Genomic DNA, 19,603 nt, shown 5'->3' with positions numbered 1-19,603 from the left:
TCCAAATCAATAGCTTATAAACCTTGATTTAATAAGGTTTGTCACAACTAAAATAGATTTTAAGTATTCCTTACAGAGGTTAAATAAGGGTTATACAAATCAATACCAAAGAAAAACGCTGATTTCAAGCGTTTTTTCTTTTTGTCAATTGCGATATATTGCACTGTATTTCAATTTAATCTCTACCTTTTTTAACACCTAGTTTGACTATGTTTTTAATCAATAGTATATAATATAAAAAAAGGAGAATCAATCGTGGAAAAGAAAGCTATTATATCTAAAGATAAGATTTATCGTTACAAACTATCTCGTACTTGGGACTCTACAAAACCTACAATTCTATTTATTGGATTAAACCCATCAATCGCTGATGAAAATGTTGATGATCCTACAATCACTAGATGCATAAATTTCGCAAAAGATTGGGGATATGGAACTTTACTTATGGCTAATTTATTTGCTTTTAGAAGTACTTATCCGAAAGATATATATTTAATTGATGATCCTATCGGAAAAGATAATGATCATTATCTTTTAGAATGTGTAACACAGTCTGATTTAATAGTTGCTTGTTGGGGAAACAATGGTACTTACATGAACAGGGAAAAAGTCATTAAGGAACTAGTACCAAATCTATATTGTCTTCAGAAAAACAAAAATGGAACTCCACATCATCCCCTCAGGCTCCCTAGAAATATTCATCCACTACCATTCAACTTCTAATATCGTTTTTCAAAAAATAGATATTTTCTCGAAAGAACTTGATTCTTCATTATAATAGACATTCATTTTTGTCTGTTTCAATAGACTTTTGCATTATTTCCCTAATGCTAAGTTGATAAACTAAGGAAGTGCTACTATTATGAAGAAACTACTACCCCATTTCTATTGATGTATCAGCTATCCTTCTTGTCGCTTTGTTCAACCAAGGGAAATCAATTATTATATGGTGAGTATTACTGGTATTGACCATGAATATTATAAAAAAGTAAAGAATCATACGACAATAAATAAGAATGACTATACTTTTGGAGGGCGGTACAATAGTGCTAGTGTGATTTTTATATTGTTTAAATAGTCTGCAGACTATTACTCCTAAAATACTATAAATTATTTATCTAATTCATATATAGAAGAGGATAGGGATTCCCTTGTTCATCACGTACTATTCCTTTATACACTTCAAATCCCATATGTTCGTAGAAACCTTTGGCAAGAGATTTCTGTTCGTTAACAGCTACATCACAAATCAAATATCTGCTTATTCACATTTTAGCAGTTTCCTATCTCTATGACAAGCTGAGCTACTTTTTCAACATCTAGAAAACAAATACCCCAACTGTCTTCTTTTGAAAATTTGTTGATAACAGATTTAACACTTTTCAACAACTCCTTAACAGCGGAATGCTCCATTTTTTCTCCTCATTCCTCATTCTCTTCACCAATACAGCATTCTTCATGCTCATCTAAACTTTCATCTGCTTGAATGGTGACTTTTTTAATTCCATATATTTTAAGATGTTGGCGAATAAGCTGTTGAGTTTCTGCTTGTTGTTCGGGATGTTTCATGCAAATATGAATCATCGCAAATTTTTCTAGTCCATCGGTTGTCCAAACATTTAACTGAGTTATTGCTTGGATATTCTCAATTGTTTGAATTTCTGCATAAAGATCGTTCAAATTCACATCACTCGGTACGTGATCAAGAAAGATTTGAACATTTTCCCAAAACTTTGGTAGTGCTTTACTTAAGATAAAGGTCGAAATGATGAGCGAAAGCAACGGATCAAGAAAATACCAGTTTGTAAAACGAAGAATAAAGGATACGAAAATAACAGCCAACCAACCTAAAATATCTTCTAGGAAATGCAGACTAAGAATAGATTCATTGTGTGTACGTCCATGACTAACCACCCTGCTAGCTGCAAAGTTGATCACAATTGCAAAAATGCCTAAGACAAGCATACCGTCGTAGTTCACCCGTTCAGGTGCAAATAATTTAGGAACATTTTCAACCAGAATAAGAATAGAACCCACTATTAAAATGGTAGAGGTCAACATGGCTCCCAGTAAACTATACCGTTTATAGCCTAATGTATAGTTTCTATCACCTCGTCTATTGGAAATTCTTTCAAAAAATGCTGATAAGCCAATTGCTAAAGCATCACCCGTATCATGCACCGCATCTGCTAGCACAGCACTAGAATTAAAAAGAACACCAAAGGTAAATTCAATAATTGCAAAAGAAAAATTTAACAGAAATGCAATCCAGACATTTTTACTTGATTTCATGATCTTCTCCTTCTAATTGCACATTGAGATTTCATTTTATTTGTTGTATAATGTATTCAAAACAAAACACTTTGTTCACTTATATTATCTACTATTTTAATGGAGGAAACAAGAAACAAATCTAATGCTTCGTTTGATAGCGTACATTTAGGGAGATTTGTTCGGAAACGATGGATAGACGAGTTAAAAAATCACGCGCAGCCATTTATCAGGCATTCATCACTCTTTTAAATCAAAAAAGTTATGAATGCCTCACAGTTCAAGAAATCATTGACCTTGCAGATGTCGGTCGGTCGACTTTCTATGCTCATTTTGAGACAAAAGAGGCACTACTTGAAGAAATGTGCCAAGATTTGTTCCAGCATACGTTTATTGAGCGCTACCAAGCAAGTGAGCTTTTTGATGCAACAGCTCATATTTTTTACCATTTCAGGAAAAATCAAGATAAAATAGCCACTTTATTATTATCTAAAAATATCTATTTTATTAATCGTTTAAAATTAGAGCTAGAACACTATCTCTTTCCTCTCATTCGCGAAAAGCTATTGATACAAAAGTCTGATTTACCAGAACAATTTTTAAAAAATTATGTCACAACAACTTTTATCGAAACAGTTACTTGGTGGCTAGGACAACGAAATAAAATTGAAGAAGCCACTATTACATCCTACTATCTGGAGCTCATGCACTAATATAGAGCTATAATTTCAGCTATTTCTATGGTATAATTTTCTAAGAACCCCTTAGGAGTATTTATGAAAAAACAACATTCTATCTTTTTATTACCAGGAATTATCATGGTGGGTGTCGCTTTGCGGACGCCTTTTACAACGCTTCCAACTGTTTTAACGAACATTGCTAGTGGGCTTCATGTTTCGGTGAGCTCACTTGGTCTTTTGACTAGTCTGCCCTTGATCATGTTCGCTCTCTGTTCTTCATTTTCAGCGCGTTTAGCGAGTAAAATTGGGCTAGAAAAACTGTTTGCTCTTGTCCTCGCTCTTCTTACAATCGGCTCTTTAATTCGGATTTTTAATCTACCACTCCTTTATATGGGAACCATTCTTATTGGAGCTTCCATTGCAGTGCTTAACGTATTACTTCCAAGCGTCATCCAAGCCAACCAACCGCATCGGATCGGGCTATTGACAACGATGTATATCACTTCTATGGGATTATCAACAGCTATCGCTTCCTCTATTGCTGTGCCCATAACAGAAGCCAGTTCATGGAAAGGGTTGGTACTTTGTCTGACAGCCATCTGTCTTTTAGCATTTTTAGTTTGGTTGCCAAATACTTCCTACAATCACTACTTAGTCAGCAAAGACAAATCAAGTCAAGGCAACACTATTTGGAAAAATAAAAAAGTCTGGGCTATTATTATTTTTGGTGGTCTGCAATCATTGCTTTTTTATACTTGTCTAACCTGGCTACCAACTATGGCAACGCAAGCTGGCATTTCAAATGCTTCTGCTGGATTTTTAGCTTCTGTTTTTAATCTGATTAGTTTGCCGTTTTCAATGACCATTCCCAGCTTGACAACTCGACTCTCTCCTCGTTATCGCCTCATCATGCTTGGTCTAATATCATCATCCGCTCTTATCGGCATTAGCATGTTACTGATACAGACAAATAATTTTATGTATTGGCTCATTATCAACATTCTAATTGGTACAGCCGTAAGTGCACTCTTCCCTTATCTTATGGTTACTTTTTCAATGAAAACAAGCAGCCCTGAGCAAACCGCACAGTTATCTGGATTAGCACAAACAGGCGGGTATGTCCTTGCTTCTTTTGGTCCAGCTCTCTTTGGTTACAGTGCAGATTTTTTCCGCTCTTGGATACCAGCTATCGTCATTTTGCTTGTTCTTACAATCATCATGATTATTGCGCTCTTTTATGTAGAAAAATCTGATAAAATTTTATAAAAAAAAACGAGAATGAAATTCGAAACTAGATTTCTATGAAATCACACGTTCGGCTTCATTCTCTTTTTTCTTTAACAAAGTTTGAGACATTCTTCTAAATCAATATCTCGCTCTAAATGCTCTGGTGTCCAAGGGATGAAAATATCTGGTATCACTCCTTTATCATTCATTCCTTGTCCTTTATCAACGGCAAGGCTCCGTGAAGTCGGAAATACAAATTCATAATCCCCAAAATCCACTGTGCAGCAATTAGAATAATCTAAAATTCCTAGAGTTGGTCTACCTATCACGGTAACTTTGTCAAATGCTTTCATCATCGAAATGAAATTATCCCCTGATGAACCACAGTAGACATCCGACAAAATAAACAATTTTTCTGGTTTTGCTTGTCCAGTCACATCTGGTAAAATCGCTTCATCTGATTGATCATAAAGTACATACCCCTTGTCTTTATTGACAGCCAATTCAGTTATAAACTGCTCCAGCATATTTCGAGTTTCAGGCGAAATATCTTCTTGCCTTAGCATTGCTTGAAAATCTTGTAAACGCAGTTCTACATTACGCTTAGTATATAAAATTTCCATACCATCATCAGAAAAAGTCACGTCCTTAAAACTTTTGCCATCAGAAAGTGCATATTGCAATAAAGGAAAATACAACGAATCCGATCCACCATGATTAACACGCACATCAACAATAACATTCTTTGCTGTGCTAATAGCCGAGCTACTTTCTTGGTATAAGTTTGCAATGGCTTCTTCATCAAAGAAATTTTCCATTTTCAAATATAGAGTTTCTTCTGATAATTGTTTATATTCAAAAGCAGGAGTGTGTGTAGTCAATTTTGTTTCCTGTACTGAAATTGTCTGCTCTTGCCCATTTCGCAGCAAAGTCACCGTATCAGATTTAGCCACAAAGTAGGCCCACTCCATATATTGGCGCTCTTCTGTCTCACTGACAAAATAATCACGATACACTTGATAAAATGCTGGAATTGTTTGATTATCTATCAAAATTATCTGGTCTGCAACGCGTAAGTCCGTATCAGGATTTGCATTCAGTATATATAGTCGATTCTCAAATTTTCTCAGCCGAAACCCTAGTGCCTGCCGATGTTTGGGATGAAAACTAACGTGACTAATGATTCCAAAACTTGCCAGATAACACCGCATTTGATAAAGAAAATCCTCATCCTTCATCTCGTTTGTGATTTGCCTGCGATACATGTCTGGATCTGCTCCTTTTAGATCCTTTTTGGTTGACGAATCCTGTTTCATCATCGCCACAACCTGTTCAAAAATTTCAATTTTCGTCATCAAGTGTTCTCCTCCATGTTTCTTCATCTGGTAATAACCCTATTTTTGCAATTTTGGACACATGACGATTGCCAGCTACATAAAAGCAAAGTGGCTCTTCTCGCCAATGATCTGTACAGGTGACGCCGATTCGTGGACGTGAACTAATTTGCAAAGGAAGTGCATCGGCTGCCAGTTGCAAATGTGATTCTTGCAAATTCTTCCCATCAAAGACTTTACTAATCCCTGCAAATTTGGTTAATTTCCCCGGACCATTAGCAAGTAATGTACCATCTGGTAATTCCAAGGCCCGAATCAAGACGGCTTCTGCTATATTTTCAGCCCTCGTCACTAAATTCAGCATCTGATGACCGTAAATCTGATAGATATACCAATGCCCTGCTGATAAATACATAGATTCATTTTTCGGACTGCGTTTACCATGCGCACTATGGCAAGCACTATCTTTTGCACCCAGATAAGCTTCCGTTTCAACAATTCTTCCTACGGGTTTTCCATCCAAACAAAGTTGCATGCCAAGCAAGGCTTTTGCTGTGGCAATTGTATCTACTCGCATCAGCTCTTGAAATTCTTTTGAAATCATGGTCTTATTATAACATGAATTTCACACAAAAAAGCAATCGTATTTGTCCAACTTTTGAAGGCAGTACAATTCGATTGCTTTTTTCTTTAGGAGATTAATATGAGAAAAGTTTTTTAGGATTATCTATAGTATAAGAAAGTTAACTTAAATTTGCCTTAAGGCTTTACAGTTGAATCTCATTACAAAAACTTATAAATCATTAAAAAAACTTGAAATCACTTATATCCTATGCTAAAATGAAATCATAGGAGGAAGAGTATGTATCAAGAACAACGATTAAATAAAATATTAGAATTACTTGCAGAGAAAAGACAGCTTTCTGCAAAGGAAATGGTTGACTATTTTCACGTTTCTAAAGATACCATTCGCAGGGATTTTTCTATTTTAAATGAGCGTAAGCTCGTACAACGGACTCATGGCGGAATCCTTCCTTTAGAAAACAAACAACAAATCCTCTCCTTCAATGATCGTAGCAAAAAATTTACCAAGGAAAAAAGAAAAATTGCTCAAAAAGCGTACGAATTGATTAAGGAAGAACAACTGCTTTACTTTGACGTCTCAACAATTATCTTGCAATTAGCTCAATTGATGAATCAAAAAAACACTATTTATTCGCATTCCTTAGACAATGCTATCATGCTTAGTGGCCAGAAACAGATTGATTTTCATCTACTTGGAGGCAAATTCTATCCCAAAAACCGCTTCTATTATTCCTTAAATGAAGCTGAATTATTAGAACATCTTCAATTCGATATTGCTTTCTTTGGAGCAGCAAGTTTGAAAAATGGACAAGTTAGCTATGAGGATGCTGAAGATGCCTATATTAAAAAACTAGTCATGCAACATAGCCAAACGAAAGTATTGCTAGCCGAGCAGGAGAAATGGCAAAAAAATTCCAATTATATTTTAAGCGATATCAGTTCATTCGACTATTGGATTACAGACCAAAAGCCAACTACAGAAATCAAGACACTCCTACCTGACACTTTAAAAATCATCTACTAAATTTACGGAGGATACAATTATGAATAACCAAAGTATTCGTTTGATTGTCAGTGATATTGATGGAACCATCTTAAATGACCAACATCAGGTTGACAAAAATCTGAAAGAGCAAATTCCGCTTTTAAAGAAGAAAAACATTCCCTTTGTCTTGGCATCTGCTCGCTCTCCACTTGGTATGAAGCCAATCGCGCACGAACTAGGGCTTGGTGACAATCCCTTAGCTTGCTACAATGGTGCTCTCGTTATTAAAGGTAATCCGCAACATTATGAAACTATCATTGAACACCCTTTGGATAAAAAAGAAATTCGGACTTTCATTGAATTAATCAAGCAAGAATTTCCAACAGTTTCTATCAATCTCTACTCTGGAAAGAACTGGCTAGCCGACCGTTTTGATAAGTGGATCCAGATTGAAGCTGACATCACTGGAGAAGTCCCCACAATTCAAAATCTACTCATTCTTGTCTTAGATGTACTTGTCCCAATCCACAAACTTCTCTTGATTGATGAACCTGCAATAATTCAGCGTCTCTACAATTATCTCCAAACTCTTGATTTTCCCAATACAGCTTTCTATCTTTCAAAAGATAATTACTTAGAGGTCACTGCTAAGAATGTCTCCAAAGAAAATGCCCTCCAAGAAATCGCTCAACACTATCAAATTCCGCTTCATCAAGTCATGGCAATCGGAGATAATTTTAATGACCTTCCGATGATAAAGTTAGCTGGTTTTGGAGTCGCCATGGGAAACGCCCCTGAACCTGTGAAAGTTCAAGCCACCGCTATTACTCAAACCAATAATCAGCACGGTGTTGCCAAGGCCATTGAAGATTATATCTTGATTGGATGTAAATAAAATTGTCAAAGTGCTGGAACATAAACGTTCTGACATAATAAAACTACTGAGAAATCCTCTCTTTTTACAAGTCGTATCATCCCTTTCTCCCATTCTAAAAAGCTGAGATTTCTCTCAGCTTTTTATGATTATTTAAAATCCTTGGCATCGCCGTCATAATTTGCCCATTCTTTGCTAAAGAATCGATTATTTATCTGATAGTTAGGAGCTGGTTTTGGATTTGAAATAAAAGGATTCACAGCCTTATCAAACGCTAGCCAACCAAGCCATCCCATATGAATCGTATCCTGCATAAAGTAAGGTTTTCCGCCATCGTTTGAAAAGTCAGCAATATTCTTGAATCCTTGACTTTCCAGTTGATAACGAATTTTTTTCACAGCCTGTTGGTATTTTTCCTGACTCAATCCTGTGTAAGCCGTCCATTTCGCATTAACGGGCGGAATCACAAAAATTGGATTGGTTTTTGACTTTGCGAACTGATTCAAGACAAGCTGCAAATCATTATACTCAGGAGATTTGGTATAAGAAAACCTTTTTTGCGTTCCTTTAAGTTTCTTTATGCGCTTTCGCAAGCGATGTTTATAAAACTTATTGTCAATTCCTAAGTCATTGTTTGTTGTATTCCTCTGAGCATCTCTTGTCGCAAATTTCTCTAGATCTGAGTAAGAAAATTTATCTGGCAATCGATTGACCTGAGGTTGTACTAATTTTTCATAATTCTCATTATGTTCGGAAAAAAGGGAGCTAAAAAGAGCGTCTTCGCGGTTATTCAAGCGGCTTATAAGGCGAATGTACTGTTTATCGAAATTTGACAGTTTCTGATTATCAGCGACTTTTTTTACATTATCTTTCATAGCTACTGTCGGATACAGTTGTAAGAGACGCTTCGCCGCATATTGAGCAGCAATGTCTCCTTCTTGTTGGTGCAAGAAACTAGTTAATTGATCACTATTAAAATATTGTTGAAAAGCTGCAGGGCTGTAACCTTTTTTTGTAAACCATTGAGGAGAAATCACATAAACAGCTGTTTTATTTTCTATTTGGGGGAGCATTTGTTGCATCCCAAAATATTGTGTGAGAGATGCCGCTCCACGTTGTCCCAAAAAATATGGACGATAATTCCGCTTGTATTTTTCAGACAAAACAGCAGGGTGCATACTATCAAATCGCAACCATTCACTTGACCCAAAGTAAGGAACAAAACGATGCTTTTTATCTGTTAAAGCACGTACTTTTTGTGTTCTTCCTTTGAAACTTCCTGCTGTCAGGGTAACGGCTGAGCGCTTTTCAGATTGATAATCATGTCGCTGCTTGGTTGGATAGAAAAATAGTAAGGTTACAACCATCAAAAAGGCACAGATAACCGGACCTAAAATGAGCCATAAACGTTTAAGCATTACGAAGCTCCGTTACACCTTCAATAATTTTATTAGCTGTATTCCAATCGTCGCGACCAAATTCTGATACTGGAACATGAATATCAAAGCGATTTTCTAACTCAACAATCAATTCAACTGTTCCCATACTATCCAGAACGCCTGCATCAAACAAATCTTCATCCATCATGTCTGATACATCTTCCATAAACAATTCATCAATAATTTCCAATACTTCTGCTTTTATATCCATTAGAGAACTCCTTTTTATTTTTTAAACCATAAATCATTCAAAAATCCTGAAAAGATTAAGAATGAAAACATTACAACATTAAAGGTGATAAACATTCCCGCTACTTGCGTCCATTTGTTATCTGACAAGGGAGGTAAATTCTTCTTTTTCCGCTCTTTATTGATGATCTTCTTCTTTCGCACCCAAGCATCATTGATAACGAGTCCTAGACCGTGAAAGAGTCCATAAGCAATATAATACCAAGTGACTCCGTGCCAAAAGCCCATGACTAGCATATTGATGATATAAGCTACACTTGAAGTGGTATTCCGATTTTTAAAAACTTTGTTTCGGATAAGTACTGTAACCAGACGCATAAAGACAAAGTCACGGAACCAAAATGATAAACTCATATGCCAACGATTCCAAAATTCTTTCAAATCATGCGAAACAAAAGGCTTATTAAAGTTAATCGGACTTTTAATTCCCATTAGATTGGAAATAGCAAGGGCAAACATTGAATAGCCTGCAAAGTCAAAGAACAAATCCAGTCCAAAGATATACATTACTCCTAGCGTTGGTAGATTAAACCAACCACCCATTTGTAATGCGTACTGCTTCAAAGGCGGTAATATCATAGAGCCGAAGATATGTGCTAAAATAAACTTATATAAGAAACCTAGCATGATATAATGCACTGATTTCTCAAGCATATCCAACAATTCATCACGCTCAGGGATCTTTTCATAGTCTTGATTAAAACGTTTGAAGCGATCAATCGGTCCACTTGAAAAAGTTGGCATAAAGAGCATGAAACGTAAAAATTCCCATAAACTAAAGTCTTTGAGCACACCATCTCGAAGTTCAATCATCATTCCTACTGAACGGAAAGTTAAGTAGGAAATTCCTAAAAAGCCCAATAGTGATTGATGACCATAAATAGCCGGCGTTACCTTTACAAAGAAAAGCGGCAGAACAGAGAGCGCAACATGTAAATAGAATATCCACTTACTATCTCTTGTTTTTCGATAAATTTTATAAGTCCAAACCCAAAGCATTTGCCAAAGAACATAAAACAGTAGAGCATAGATTTGCGTTAATTTAGGTCCAATTAACATAAAAATGATGAAAGCTAAACTAACTAAGGCCTCATAAATGGGAAATCTCTTTTTGAAGAACAAACCAACAAAGATAGGCAAAACAGCTAAAATGATATACACAAAATATTGTGGATCCCCGTACGGTTCCAAATGAGGAATCTGTCTTATGAAATCCATCATCGATTGTTAACCTCACTAATCAAACCTTTAATATCAATCTTCCCATTCGGTGTTAGTGGTAAAGATTCACGATAAAGGAATTTTGAAGGCATCATATAAGACATCATAATATCTTGTAAGTCGTCCTTGATAGCTTTTGTGATGTCGATCTCACGCTCAAATTGTTCTTTCACTCCGTCTTTCAAGATAACATAGGCTAAAAGATTTTGTACTTTATGATCTTTGTTATATCGCGGTACAGCCACAGCCGAGTCGACATATTTGGATTTGTTCAGATTTTGTGAGACATCTTCCAGCTCAATGCGGAAACCATTAAACTTAATTTGGAAGTCCATGCGACCACCGTAAAGAAGTAAACCTTCGTCAGTCATGGTGCCAACATCTCCTGTATGATAGGCTGGTAGCCCTTCAAATTCAAAGAATGCTTCAGCTGTTTTTTCTGGATTATTCATATAGCCTTTTGACACAGCGGGTCCAGAAACGATAATTTCGCCTTGCTCACCGTTTGGTAACTTGTTTCCATCTTCGTCAATAACAAAGGTTGGTGAATCTAGTTTGGTATAACCAATCGGTAAGCGTTTCATGTTTGCTAGCATATCATCTGTTATGGCAACGGCAGATAAAGCCACCGTTGCTTCTGTCGGACCGTAAGCATTGATAATACGCGCATTTGGGAAACGGTCACGCAATTTTTGTGCTGTTTTAACCGTCAATTCTTCCCCGTCAAAGTAGAAATGCGTAATGCTTGGCATTTTTTCAGCGTTGAAATCTTCCGATAACATCGCCATATCTGCAAAAGATGGTGTTGATGTCCAAATGGCAATCGGCAAATTCAAGATAGTTTCAAATAGCTGCTTGAAATCTTGCGTAATGGCAGACGGAACCGCAAAAAGTGTGCCTCCAAGTGCTAAGGTTGGCGCCCAATACATAACCGATAAATCAAAAGAATACGGTGGCTGTGCCAGCATTTGTGGCTGCTCTGGAGTCGCAAATTCCTTATCTGTAATCATCCAGTTAGTGAAGCTGAGCAAATTATCGTGCGAGATTTGCACACCCTTTGGCTTTCCAGTCGTTCCTGAAGTGAAGATGATATAGTAATTATCATCCCCTTTAACAGAATGTGTAAGCTGGTAAGGCTTTTTTTCTGCAAAAGCTGCTTGAACTGTTGCTAAATCAAGAATTGGTATCGATTTATCTTTCAGTGGAAATTCATTGATTGCAATGATGAGACTAGGTTGTGCCACTTCCACAATTGCTGTCACACGTTCAAGGGCGGAATGACTATCAATCGGGATATAGGCATGACCTGACTTCGTTAAGGCTACAAAAGTCGCCAACATGTCGTATTCTTGCCCACCAAAAACTACTACTGGTGATTTCTCAGGAAGCGCAAGGCTATCAATCTTTGCAGCAAGGGAATCTGAGTCCACTTTCAAATCATGATAAGTATGAACTTCTCCGAGGACATTGTAAACTGGAAAATCTGGTTGAGACTGAGCAAAATACTCAATCGTTTCAATCATATCATTAATTACTGAATTGGTCACAATCTGCTCCTAAAATTCATTGTAGATAAAACCACCTTGACCTTGGCCAAGATAATTAAAGAAATAAAGCAAGGCTAAAAATATCACAAAATAAAGTAGCGTCTGCCCAAAAAATTTAAAAATTATTTTATGTTTTTTCATTATATTCATCACTTTTGTCTTACTTCTAAGATAGACTTAGTATATTTTACCATTTTCTAGCGCAATTTTTCAATACAAAACATTCTTTAATTAATGAATTAAGCTAGAATTAAGGTTTATTTACAACAAACCTAGAGAAATCACAGATGTACTGTCTCAAAAAACTAGAAAAGAAAATGGTTTTAGACTTACATTTTAAAAATATATAAAAATTTTATATATTTTCTTGACTTTGAAAGTGAAAAGCACTATACTATGTATAGAAAAATTATATATAAAAATATTATACATAGGAGGTGACTCATGTATTTTCCAACATCTTCTACCTTGATTGAATTTCTCATTCTAGCGATTTTGGAAAGTGAAGATTCCTATGGCTATGAGATTAGCCAAACGATTAAATTGATTGCCAATATCAAGGAATCAACCTTATATCCTATTTTAAAAAAGTTAGAAAAGAAGCGTTACTTAACAACTTATTCTCAAGAATATCAAGGCCGAAAACGAAAGTATTACTCTCTTACTCCAAATGGACGAGAGCAATTAAGTACACTCAAAGAAGAGTGGAAGTTATATACGACGACAGTCAACGGCATCATAGAAGGGAGCGTTCGTCATGACAAGAACTGATTATTTAGCCGCATTAGAGAAATACTTAAAAACATTACCTGAGGCAGACTATAAAGAAGCGATGGATTATTTTACGGAATACTTTGAAGACGCTGGATCTGAAAATGAAGCACTAGTCATTAAAGAGTTAGGAGATCCTAGAGACGCAGCAGAAGAGATTATTCGCTCGCTTTCAGCACATTCGACAGAAGAGATAAATTCTGATAGTGCAGCAAAACAACCATCTCCGAATATTCATCCTTCACAATATGCTAGCGACACTTATATTTTTGAAGATTACTCAACCGTCTCTGAATTGCATATTGATGTGAGTACTAAAGATATTCAAATTGAGCCTTCACCTGATGCTTTCTTTCATATCAAATACTACAACGGAAAGAGCAGCAACCAGTTAAGTTCGATTGTTCGTGACAAGAAATGGTATATTACAGAAAAAGGAGCAGCAAACTCTAGTGGTTTGAACTGGATTATTCATGTTATGAAAAATGGTCTGGATCGTCATCCAGTTTGCATTCAAATCCCAAGTGGAACTCTTCTCCAATCTTTCTCATGCCAATCTTCTTCGGGAGACGTCAATATCTCTCAACTGCAAACGCAAGAAGGAACGATTGAACTTGCAAGTGGTGATCTATCCATGCGGCATTGTCAATTACAACAAACCAATGTGACCCTTACTAGTGGCGATATCCATCTAGCACATGCCAAATTAACAGATTGTAAAATTACTCTTGTATCAGGTGACCTCGACACGCATTCTTTAGAAATTGCTGGTAAAACCTCTATTCAAACAACAAGCGGAGATGTTACGCTTCATTTGTTGCACCATGATTTTAGCTATGATATTGAAACGGTACATGGAGATATTTCTATTTCTGATCAGCTCCAGCCAAGCCACCAAATTGTTGGCAACACAATCCATCATAAAGTATCAACTTCTACAGATTCTCTTGCTATCCAAGCTGTCAGCGGAGACATCAATCTTTATTAGAGGTTTAGCATGAAACAGATTGATTGGTTATTCTTTGATGTTGGCTCACCTTTGGTAAATGAAGAAAAAGTCTATCAAGATCGGATTAAACAGGCTCTTGCTGATACTAATATTTCTTATGCAGCATTTTATCAAACTATGATCCACTATTTTATGGAAAATAAAAAAGGCGATGTAGAAGCTCTGAAATATTATGGCTTGAAATGTCCGTCTTGGAAGTCTGATTTAGAAACCCTATATCCTAGCTGCAAACATGTGCTAAAAACTCTTCACTCACACTACAAGATTGGTATCCTTGCTAATCAATTGCCGAATTTACTGGCAAGATTGAGAAACTTTGGTATTGATTCTTACATAGATCTCATTATTTCTTCTGCCGATGTTGGCCTGGCAAAAGCTAATCTAGCCATTTTTAAGCTGGCTCTCCAACAAGCAAACTGCTTGGCTAAACACGCTGTGATGATTGGCGACCGTTTAGACAATGATATTCTTCCAGCTAAACAACTTGGTATGCGAACTATTTGGATCCGGCAGGGTTTTAGTCGCTTGACTCACATAACTAACCCAGCAGAAACTCCAGATTGGACTGTTGATAATTTGGCAGAAATAGGAGATATTTTGAAGAATTAGTAACATAAAAAGCTAGAGCAAGAAACTCTAGTTTTTTAATGTCATTAATTTTATTATAGCATATATTTTCCTTCAAAAATAGACTTGTTTTTTGCTATTGTACTATATTGAAGCCCAAGGAAGGGGAATTGTTTAAGCAGTTCCTTAGTGTTATTCTTAAATTGTATGATTGGTTTTATTGTGAAGGTCAAACGAAAGAGGTTGGGGCTCCCCAGCCTCTTTTCATGCTATTTCCAACCTCCGCCCATCCCATTTGCGTTTTGAGTAGTTAGGCTAGCTGTTGCAGTCGTGGATTGTCCATTGACTGTAATGGTGTAGCTTTTACCGTCTTTGATAGCAGCTGAGCTAGCAAGAACGGATTGGAAATTCTTAGTCGCAGTGTAGTTGAGGATTTCTTTTCCTGACGAATCAGAAATCGTCACCTTAGCACCAGCATTCCCAGATACATTCGTAAGGATAGAGGCCTGTTTAGAGTTTGAGCCAAAACCCATTGCCATGCCATTGCTACCGACCATTACAACGGTGCCACCAGTAATGGTGCCATTGCCATCATAGTCAAGAGCACCATTGCCACCATTTGTGGGACCGTCCACATAGACTTCCCCACCTGAAATGGTCAAATCCCCATTAGAATCCAAACCGTCACCTTGTGCGTTAATCTTTATCTTACCACCAGTAATTGTCAGGCTGACACCAGCAGTAGCTTGTCCCGGAGTCTTTTCACTACTGCTACCGTCTGCGGCATTGATTCCATCGTCATTCGCTGTCAAGTCTAAATCCCCACCGTTAATGGTTACGGTTTTGCCTTCCAGCGCTTCTTCGCTCTTTTCTACCTTAATCGTACCACCATCAATAAGAGCAGTATTAGAAGCATGAATACCATCATCTCCAGCGTGAATGGTTATCTTGCCAGAATGGATATAGAAATTCCCCAGAGACGTATTTTTATCATTGTCTGCATGAATTGCATCATAAGTAGCAGTCAAATTCATTGTTGCGGCTTTGATATTGATTGCGTCATTAGCTGAAAGGGCGTTTTTATAACCTTTAATCGTATAAGTTCCGCCTGAAATACGCAAATCATCATTAGACTCAATAGCATTCCCATAATTGCCTTCTACCGTCAAACTGCCAGAACCATTGAAAGTGAGATCATCTTTACTGTAAATTGCAGCATCATACTTTGTATTCTTGTGATGGGCAGAATCCGAAATCGTATTCTTACTACCTTTTGCAAGGGTGATAAAAGTCTTATCTGCATTTTCTACGACAATTGCAGCATCTGTTCCAGTCATCCTGACACCATTCAGAACTAGCTGAACCTTATCTTTTTTCTTAACTTTCACAATGATTTGAACGTTTTCACTTGAACCCGACAAGATATATGTCCCAGCTTTAGTAATTGTCACCGTAGATCCCGACACTTCTGCACCAGAACTAGAAGCCTTAGCAGATGAACCGCTCAGACTAATCTTAGTTGCTTTTGATTCATCATAAGAAGCATCTTGGTCACGCTTGGTAAAATAATTGGACAGTTTAACGGTCGTTACCTTACTGGTGTTAGAGGAATTGGTACTGGTTGAACTACCGTTTTTCGCACCACATGCTCCTAAAGCAACTGTCAATAGGACAAGCAGAATCAAACGTTTGAACTGTTTTCGTTTTGAGGTTGATCTTCTCATGGCTGTCCTCCTTTTATAATTCATTTTCTTTTGTGACATAGCGGCTAATGGCAATCTCTAAATTCCCATTTCGCGTCCGCAGAGCGTCTACCAATTCTTTCTCTGTCATCGTACCATTTAATTGGACAATATACTTAATCTTGAACAAACTTCCCATATCAGAGGTTTTGACATTTGCTAGTTCAACATAGTTGGTCGCCTTTTGAAAGATGTCATCAAAGACCGTCTCATAGTCCAAACTTTCTGGAATGACAACGGTCACTTGGCGCATGGAATGTTTCATCTGCCCGAAATTCACCGTTTCCAGCAACAACATAACTACTGACATAATGATTGTAAAGACGCTGGCAAAGACAAGATAGCCCATACCGACAGCAATCCCAATCGTCATCGCAAGGAAAATCGCCAGCAATTCCTTAGCACCACCCGGTGCTGAACGAAAGCGAATCAAGCTGAAAGCTCCCATAACTGCAACTCCTGCCCCCAGACTACCATTAACTAAGAAAATGACAATGGCAATCAAAGTCGGCAGCATAACCAAAGTCATCATAAAGGACTTGCTGTAAATGGTTTTGTACTGATAAACCTTAGCTAATATCAGTCCCAGCACTAAGGCAACACCAATCGCACCAAACATACTGGCTGGATTGATTGTTGTTCCTGTAAAAACGTCATTAAATAACTGATCGAACATGTCTGATTACTCCTTTATAGTCTGTTGTTTTCTTATAGGCGACTCCATATTTTGAGAAAGATTTTGGAAAAACGTGGTGGCGGTCCAGAATCTCTACCAACCAGAGCGGATACGCCCCAGGTACCTTAATTTCCATGATGACATGGTTGTCAGGTAGCAGGTTCTTGCCATCTTTTCCTGCTAACAAACTTAATTTTTTCGTTCGATAAGCGACATCATCATCAATGGTAATCCGCACATTTGAATCTTCCAAACCTTTTAAAGAGTAGCGGTTGTAGTAAATATACGTCATGGGCTGCACACCTCCATACCGCTTGCAGAGCCATTCGATTTCTTTCTTAATCTGCGAATCCTCAAGCTGGCATTCCCCCGCGAGGTATCGCTCTGCTGTCAACAACTCAGTCGCAATCCGACGTTTATACACAACCTTACGCACTTTTTTCTTGATTTCCAAAAAAACTTGGCTATCAGCCTGAGGGCTAGCGTCATAAGTCCGCACGCGCAATTTCTCCTTGAAATAAGGCTTCTCCAAAGACTCCCGAATCATCTGATAGGTCGGCGTGTCATAGTAGAGATTGCCAATCGTAGAATAGGCATGCTCGTCTTCTGCCATATACGCTTCAAACTCCTTTAGCAAATCTGCCAACGTTTCCTTTGAGATGACATACTTGGTTTCTATCCGTTGAAATTTATCTTTAAATGTTTTTTTAGCCATGAGATTGCTCTCCTTTGTCGTTCTTTATCTACGTAGTTTACGGGCAAATCCTTAAAAGAAAGCTAAAGAAAACTTAAAGAAAACAAAACACCCCCATTTTCTGGAGGTGTTTAATAGATGTCTGTAGAATGAAATAGAAAACAGAAGCTAGCGCAATCTTATTCTTCACTCTTCTCTGCTTTTTCTTTTTTGATAAGAAAACTGAAAATAATCAGAATAGCTGCTACCAGAAAAATCCAGTACAACACATCATGGCTACTTCTCGGACCAGAGTAGAGGGAACGCGAAAAATAAATCATCAGATACAAGGAAATGTCATTATAAAATTCCCAGTTAAAGTGATAGCTGCCTACTGGATAGGACCGCTTATGCGAACACTCTGGCACAAAGATCTGCAAAAGCAAAAATGTTCCCAACACAGCAAAATAAATCACATTGAACACGTCTAATTTCGGATAAGGTTCAACAACCAAGGAAACGAATATCATCATGCTCAACAGATAAAACCGCCACCGAAACCAAAATTCGTTATTAAAATGAAATCTTATCATCCCATCACACTTTCTAATTTTCTGCTCGTTCTTCTTCGTCTTTATCCTACCACTCTGACAGACAAACTTCAAGTAAGATGAAGGAGAAATGTTAGTTGATTTCTGCTACTTTTCCTGCTTCTGCTTTAGGCTCTTTGCCCTTGCGACGGGCAAGGACATCCGCATAGTACTTGCGGCTGTTATTGAGCACGGAAAGGAAAGTCGCATAAAAGCTATCGTCTTTGACTTGGTGCAAAATCACTACATAGTCCGCCAACTGTTGGTAAGGCATCACCACTTCTTTGCGCAATCGCTTGACATCATAGCTCACTTTTTGCAATTTCTCTTGGGAACGAGAGGCAAAGAGTTGTTCAAAAGCCGAGTGGCTTTCGGTCAGATTTTCAACGAATTTCCCAAGCGCTAAAGTCCCCACTTGCTCCTTATATGGGGCTATCTTTAGCTTGTCCAGCAAGCTGACAACGAGGGCAGTTTCTTCCTCGTAATGCTTCTGATGAGCGTCTTTGTATTGGTCAAACAAGCGTTTCAAGCTGGCATAAGCTGCCTTTTCCTCTTCCCGCTTGGCTGCCCGATAAGGTTTCAGCGCATCGCGAAGAGCTTGCAAATCAGCGTCGCGCAATTCGTCAGCCGCACTAATCGAAGCTGACTTTTCACTCGCCCGAATCTGACCGAGAGAGGCTTGATAAGCAGGCAAAGCTGCCTTTATCTTCTTGACGAGAGCGGTAATGACATCCTCATTTTTAAAGTCGAGCGCTTCTTTCTCCACATCATCTAAAAAACGAGTGATAAACTGCGTGAATTCCGCATGGCGGAGATTACTAATTTTAAGTCCAATGAGCTTTTCTTGCTTCATAAATTCCTTCTTTCCTTTTTTACTTGTCACTTAAAGCGACCGTTTCAATGACTTCTCCTTTTTCCGTCAGCGCGGCGGATAACCTCAACTACTTTTCGTTTGCTTCGTCCGCCCAGCGGAAAGTTTCCCTTACTTTTGGTTTACTCCGTCCGCCCGGCGGACAGCATGAATCAAAAGAAGTTTATCTCGTCCGCCGGGCGGACGGAGTGAACGACAATCAGTTTGCCTTGTCAGCTCCGCGGACGAAATAAAATTGTCTCGCCTCACCTCATTAGCCAACGAAATCCAGAAAAATCATCTCATTTAGTAT

At 37.7% G+C, this 19,603-nt stretch carries 21 protein-coding genes and 1 pseudogene; 8 read left to right on the top strand and 14 right to left on the bottom strand.

The genetic code is table 11. From position 1 onward, the window contains the following. The first annotated feature begins 255 nt into the window (after nt 1-255). The gene (locus HMPREF2963_RS04535) at nt 256-723 is read left to right on the top strand and encodes a DUF1643 domain-containing protein (protein ID WP_070668984.1); all 468 of its coding nucleotides are present in this window, start codon (nt 256-258) and stop codon (nt 721-723) included. A gap of 395 nt (nt 724-1,118) precedes the next feature. Here HMPREF2963_RS04535 and HMPREF2963_RS09560 read toward each other — a convergent pair. Both HMPREF2963_RS09560 and HMPREF2963_RS04525 read right to left on the bottom strand, forming a co-directional pair. Continuing rightward, nucleotides 1,119-1,265 (bottom strand): annotated as a pseudogene (locus HMPREF2963_RS09560) (GNAT family N-acetyltransferase); the annotation flags it as partial. Between the two features lie 157 nt (nt 1,266-1,422). Continuing rightward, nucleotides 1,423-2,292: a cation diffusion facilitator family transporter gene (locus HMPREF2963_RS04525; RefSeq protein ID WP_070668979.1), complete on the bottom strand. Its 870-nt coding sequence runs from the start codon at nt 2,290-2,292 to the stop codon at nt 1,423-1,425. A 170-nt stretch (nt 2,293-2,462) separates the two neighbouring features. Between HMPREF2963_RS04525 and HMPREF2963_RS04520 the strand changes: the two genes are divergently transcribed. Further along, entirely contained in the window at nt 2,463-2,984 is a 522-nt protein-coding gene (locus HMPREF2963_RS04520; RefSeq protein WP_070668976.1) for a TetR/AcrR family transcriptional regulator, read from the top strand. Nucleotides 2,985-3,047: 63 nt separating this feature from the next. Continuing rightward, nucleotides 3,048-4,217 (top strand): CynX/NimT family MFS transporter, encoded by a 1,170-nt coding sequence (locus HMPREF2963_RS04515; RefSeq protein ID WP_049476416.1) that lies wholly within the window; start codon nt 3,048-3,050, stop codon nt 4,215-4,217. 71 nt (nt 4,218-4,288) lie between these two features. On the opposite strand, the gene HMPREF2963_RS04510 is transcribed toward HMPREF2963_RS04515, so the two are convergent. Together HMPREF2963_RS04510 and HMPREF2963_RS04505 are read right to left on the bottom strand one after the other, a co-directional pair. Then, entirely contained in the window at nt 4,289-5,533 is a 1,245-nt protein-coding gene (locus HMPREF2963_RS04510) for a S41 family peptidase (RefSeq protein WP_070668974.1), read from the bottom strand. Beyond that, nucleotides 5,520-6,116: a DNA-3-methyladenine glycosylase gene (locus tag HMPREF2963_RS04505; RefSeq protein WP_070668973.1), complete on the bottom strand. Its 597-nt coding sequence runs from the start codon at nt 6,114-6,116 to the stop codon at nt 5,520-5,522. Before HMPREF2963_RS04505 ends, HMPREF2963_RS04510 begins: the two co-directional genes overlap by 14 nt. A 258-nt stretch (nt 6,117-6,374) precedes the next feature. Here HMPREF2963_RS04505 and HMPREF2963_RS04500 point away from each other — a divergent pair, with 258 nt between their 5' ends. Both HMPREF2963_RS04500 and HMPREF2963_RS04495 read left to right on the top strand, forming a co-directional pair. After that, nucleotides 6,375-7,121 (top strand): DeoR/GlpR family DNA-binding transcription regulator, encoded by a 747-nt coding sequence (locus HMPREF2963_RS04500; RefSeq protein WP_058669977.1) that lies wholly within the window; start codon nt 6,375-6,377, stop codon nt 7,119-7,121. Nucleotides 7,122-7,140: 19 nt separating this feature from the next. Next, nucleotides 7,141-7,977 (top strand): Cof-type HAD-IIB family hydrolase, encoded by an 837-nt coding sequence (locus HMPREF2963_RS04495; RefSeq protein ID WP_070668970.1) that lies wholly within the window; start codon nt 7,141-7,143, stop codon nt 7,975-7,977. A gap of 128 nt (nt 7,978-8,105) precedes the next feature. On the opposite strand, the gene dltD is transcribed toward HMPREF2963_RS04495, so the two are convergent. The 5 genes from dltD to HMPREF2963_RS04470 are packed head-to-tail and all read right to left on the bottom strand — an operon-like array spanning nt 8,106 to nt 12,553. After that, entirely contained in the window at nt 8,106-9,374 is a 1,269-nt protein-coding gene (gene dltD, locus HMPREF2963_RS04490) for a D-alanyl-lipoteichoic acid biosynthesis protein DltD (RefSeq protein ID WP_039677757.1), read from the bottom strand. Further along, nucleotides 9,367-9,606, bottom strand: a complete 240-nt coding sequence (gene dltC / locus HMPREF2963_RS04485; RefSeq protein WP_006269161.1) for a D-alanine--poly(phosphoribitol) ligase subunit DltC — start codon at nt 9,604-9,606, stop codon at nt 9,367-9,369. The genes dltD and dltC overlap by 8 nt, the downstream gene beginning before the upstream one ends. Before the next feature lie 14 nt (nt 9,607-9,620). Beyond that, nucleotides 9,621-10,865 (bottom strand): D-alanyl-lipoteichoic acid biosynthesis protein DltB, encoded by a 1,245-nt coding sequence (gene dltB, locus HMPREF2963_RS04480; protein WP_058669979.1) that lies wholly within the window; start codon nt 10,863-10,865, stop codon nt 9,621-9,623. After that, nucleotides 10,862-12,388: a D-alanine--poly(phosphoribitol) ligase subunit DltA gene (gene dltA, locus HMPREF2963_RS04475; protein ID WP_282186156.1), complete on the bottom strand. Its 1,527-nt coding sequence runs from the start codon at nt 12,386-12,388 to the stop codon at nt 10,862-10,864. Before dltA ends, dltB begins: the two co-directional genes overlap by 4 nt. A 33-nt stretch (nt 12,389-12,421) precedes the next feature. Then, a complete protein-coding gene (locus HMPREF2963_RS04470; protein ID WP_003026731.1) occupies nt 12,422-12,553 on the bottom strand; it encodes a teichoic acid D-Ala incorporation-associated protein DltX in 132 nt (43 codons plus the stop codon). Between the two features lie 303 nt (nt 12,554-12,856). Here HMPREF2963_RS04470 and HMPREF2963_RS04465 point away from each other — a divergent pair, with 303 nt between their 5' ends. The 3 genes from HMPREF2963_RS04465 to HMPREF2963_RS04455 are packed head-to-tail and all read left to right on the top strand — an operon-like array spanning nt 12,857 to nt 14,801. Continuing rightward, a complete protein-coding gene (locus tag HMPREF2963_RS04465) occupies nt 12,857-13,183 on the top strand; it encodes a PadR family transcriptional regulator (RefSeq protein ID WP_070668968.1) in 327 nt (108 codons plus the stop codon). After that, complete coding sequence (locus HMPREF2963_RS04460) at nt 13,170-14,171, top strand: DUF4097 family beta strand repeat-containing protein (protein WP_070668966.1); 1,002 nt, start codon at nt 13,170-13,172, stop codon at nt 14,169-14,171. The genes HMPREF2963_RS04465 and HMPREF2963_RS04460 overlap by 14 nt, the downstream gene beginning before the upstream one ends. 9 nt (nt 14,172-14,180) lie before the next feature. Further along, nucleotides 14,181-14,801 carry an HAD family hydrolase gene (locus HMPREF2963_RS04455; protein ID WP_070668962.1) on the top strand — a complete coding sequence of 207 codons (621 nt, stop codon included), beginning with the start codon at nt 14,181-14,183 and terminating at the stop codon, nt 14,799-14,801. Between the two features lie 227 nt (nt 14,802-15,028). Here the strand turns inward: HMPREF2963_RS04455 and HMPREF2963_RS04450 are convergent, their stop codons facing one another. The 5 genes from HMPREF2963_RS04450 to HMPREF2963_RS04430 all read right to left on the bottom strand — a co-directional run bounded on the left by HMPREF2963_RS04450 (nt 15,029) and on the right by HMPREF2963_RS04430 (nt 19,293). After that, nucleotides 15,029-16,483: a carbohydrate-binding domain-containing protein gene (locus HMPREF2963_RS04450; RefSeq protein WP_070668960.1), complete on the bottom strand. Its 1,455-nt coding sequence runs from the start codon at nt 16,481-16,483 to the stop codon at nt 15,029-15,031. 13 nt (nt 16,484-16,496) lie between these two features. After that, nucleotides 16,497-17,177, bottom strand: a complete 681-nt coding sequence (locus tag HMPREF2963_RS04445; RefSeq protein WP_070668959.1) for a DUF4956 domain-containing protein — start codon at nt 17,175-17,177, stop codon at nt 16,497-16,499. Then, nucleotides 17,158-17,892: a polyphosphate polymerase domain-containing protein gene (locus HMPREF2963_RS04440; protein WP_070668956.1), complete on the bottom strand. Its 735-nt coding sequence runs from the start codon at nt 17,890-17,892 to the stop codon at nt 17,158-17,160. The genes HMPREF2963_RS04445 and HMPREF2963_RS04440 overlap by 20 nt, the downstream gene beginning before the upstream one ends. A gap of 158 nt (nt 17,893-18,050) precedes the next feature. After that, the gene (locus tag HMPREF2963_RS04435) at nt 18,051-18,443 is read right to left on the bottom strand and encodes a hypothetical protein (protein ID WP_070668953.1); all 393 of its coding nucleotides are present in this window, start codon (nt 18,441-18,443) and stop codon (nt 18,051-18,053) included. 91 nt (nt 18,444-18,534) lie between these two features. After that, the gene (locus HMPREF2963_RS04430) at nt 18,535-19,293 is read right to left on the bottom strand and encodes a DUF6261 family protein (protein WP_070669048.1); all 759 of its coding nucleotides are present in this window, start codon (nt 19,291-19,293) and stop codon (nt 18,535-18,537) included. Between the last annotated feature and the right edge of the window lie 310 nt (nt 19,294-19,603).

Source organism: Streptococcus sp. HMSC067A03 (assembly GCF_001814295.1).
GTDB lineage: Bacteria > Bacillota > Bacilli > Lactobacillales > Streptococcaceae > Streptococcus > Streptococcus constellatus.
The sequence above is the reverse complement of the archived record's forward strand: the minus strand, read 5'-3'. Positions and strand labels throughout refer to the sequence as shown.

Coding starts and splice junctions, on each gene's coding strand:
- HMPREF2963_RS04440 (WP_070668956.1), bottom strand. CDS start 17,892: ATGGCTAAAAAAACATTTAAAGATAAATTTCAACGGATAGAAACCAAG.
- dltD (WP_039677757.1), bottom strand. CDS start 9,374: ATGCTTAAACGTTTATGGCTCATTTTAGGTCCGGTTATCTGTGCCTTT.
- dltA (WP_282186156.1), bottom strand. CDS start 12,388: ATGATTGAAACGATTGAGTATTTTGCTCAGTCTCAACCAGATTTTCCA.
- HMPREF2963_RS04520 (WP_070668976.1), top strand. CDS start 2,463: ATGGATAGACGAGTTAAAAAATCACGCGCAGCCATTTATCAGGCATTC.
- HMPREF2963_RS04515 (WP_049476416.1), top strand. CDS start 3,048: ATGAAAAAACAACATTCTATCTTTTTATTACCAGGAATTATCATGGTG.
- HMPREF2963_RS04505 (WP_070668973.1), bottom strand. CDS start 6,116: ATGATTTCAAAAGAATTTCAAGAGCTGATGCGAGTAGATACAATTGCC.
- dltC (WP_006269161.1), bottom strand. CDS start 9,606: ATGGATATAAAAGCAGAAGTATTGGAAATTATTGATGAATTGTTTATG.
- HMPREF2963_RS04500 (WP_058669977.1), top strand. CDS start 6,375: ATGTATCAAGAACAACGATTAAATAAAATATTAGAATTACTTGCAGAG.
- HMPREF2963_RS04460 (WP_070668966.1), top strand. CDS start 13,170: ATGACAAGAACTGATTATTTAGCCGCATTAGAGAAATACTTAAAAACA.
- HMPREF2963_RS04510 (WP_070668974.1), bottom strand. CDS start 5,533: ATGACGAAAATTGAAATTTTTGAACAGGTTGTGGCGATGATGAAACAG.
- HMPREF2963_RS04470 (WP_003026731.1), bottom strand. CDS start 12,553: ATGAAAAAACATAAAATAATTTTTAAATTTTTTGGGCAGACGCTACTT.
- HMPREF2963_RS04450 (WP_070668960.1), bottom strand. CDS start 16,483: ATGAGAAGATCAACCTCAAAACGAAAACAGTTCAAACGTTTGATTCTG.
- HMPREF2963_RS04525 (WP_070668979.1), bottom strand. CDS start 2,292: ATGAAATCAAGTAAAAATGTCTGGATTGCATTTCTGTTAAATTTTTCT.
- HMPREF2963_RS04445 (WP_070668959.1), bottom strand. CDS start 17,177: ATGTTCGATCAGTTATTTAATGACGTTTTTACAGGAACAACAATCAAT.
- HMPREF2963_RS04455 (WP_070668962.1), top strand. CDS start 14,181: ATGAAACAGATTGATTGGTTATTCTTTGATGTTGGCTCACCTTTGGTA.
- HMPREF2963_RS04435 (WP_070668953.1), bottom strand. CDS start 18,443: ATGATAAGATTTCATTTTAATAACGAATTTTGGTTTCGGTGGCGGTTT.
- HMPREF2963_RS04430 (WP_070669048.1), bottom strand. CDS start 19,293: ATGAAGCAAGAAAAGCTCATTGGACTTAAAATTAGTAATCTCCGCCAT.
- HMPREF2963_RS04495 (WP_070668970.1), top strand. CDS start 7,141: ATGAATAACCAAAGTATTCGTTTGATTGTCAGTGATATTGATGGAACC.
- dltB (WP_058669979.1), bottom strand. CDS start 10,865: ATGATGGATTTCATAAGACAGATTCCTCATTTGGAACCGTACGGGGAT.
- HMPREF2963_RS04465 (WP_070668968.1), top strand. CDS start 12,857: ATGTATTTTCCAACATCTTCTACCTTGATTGAATTTCTCATTCTAGCG.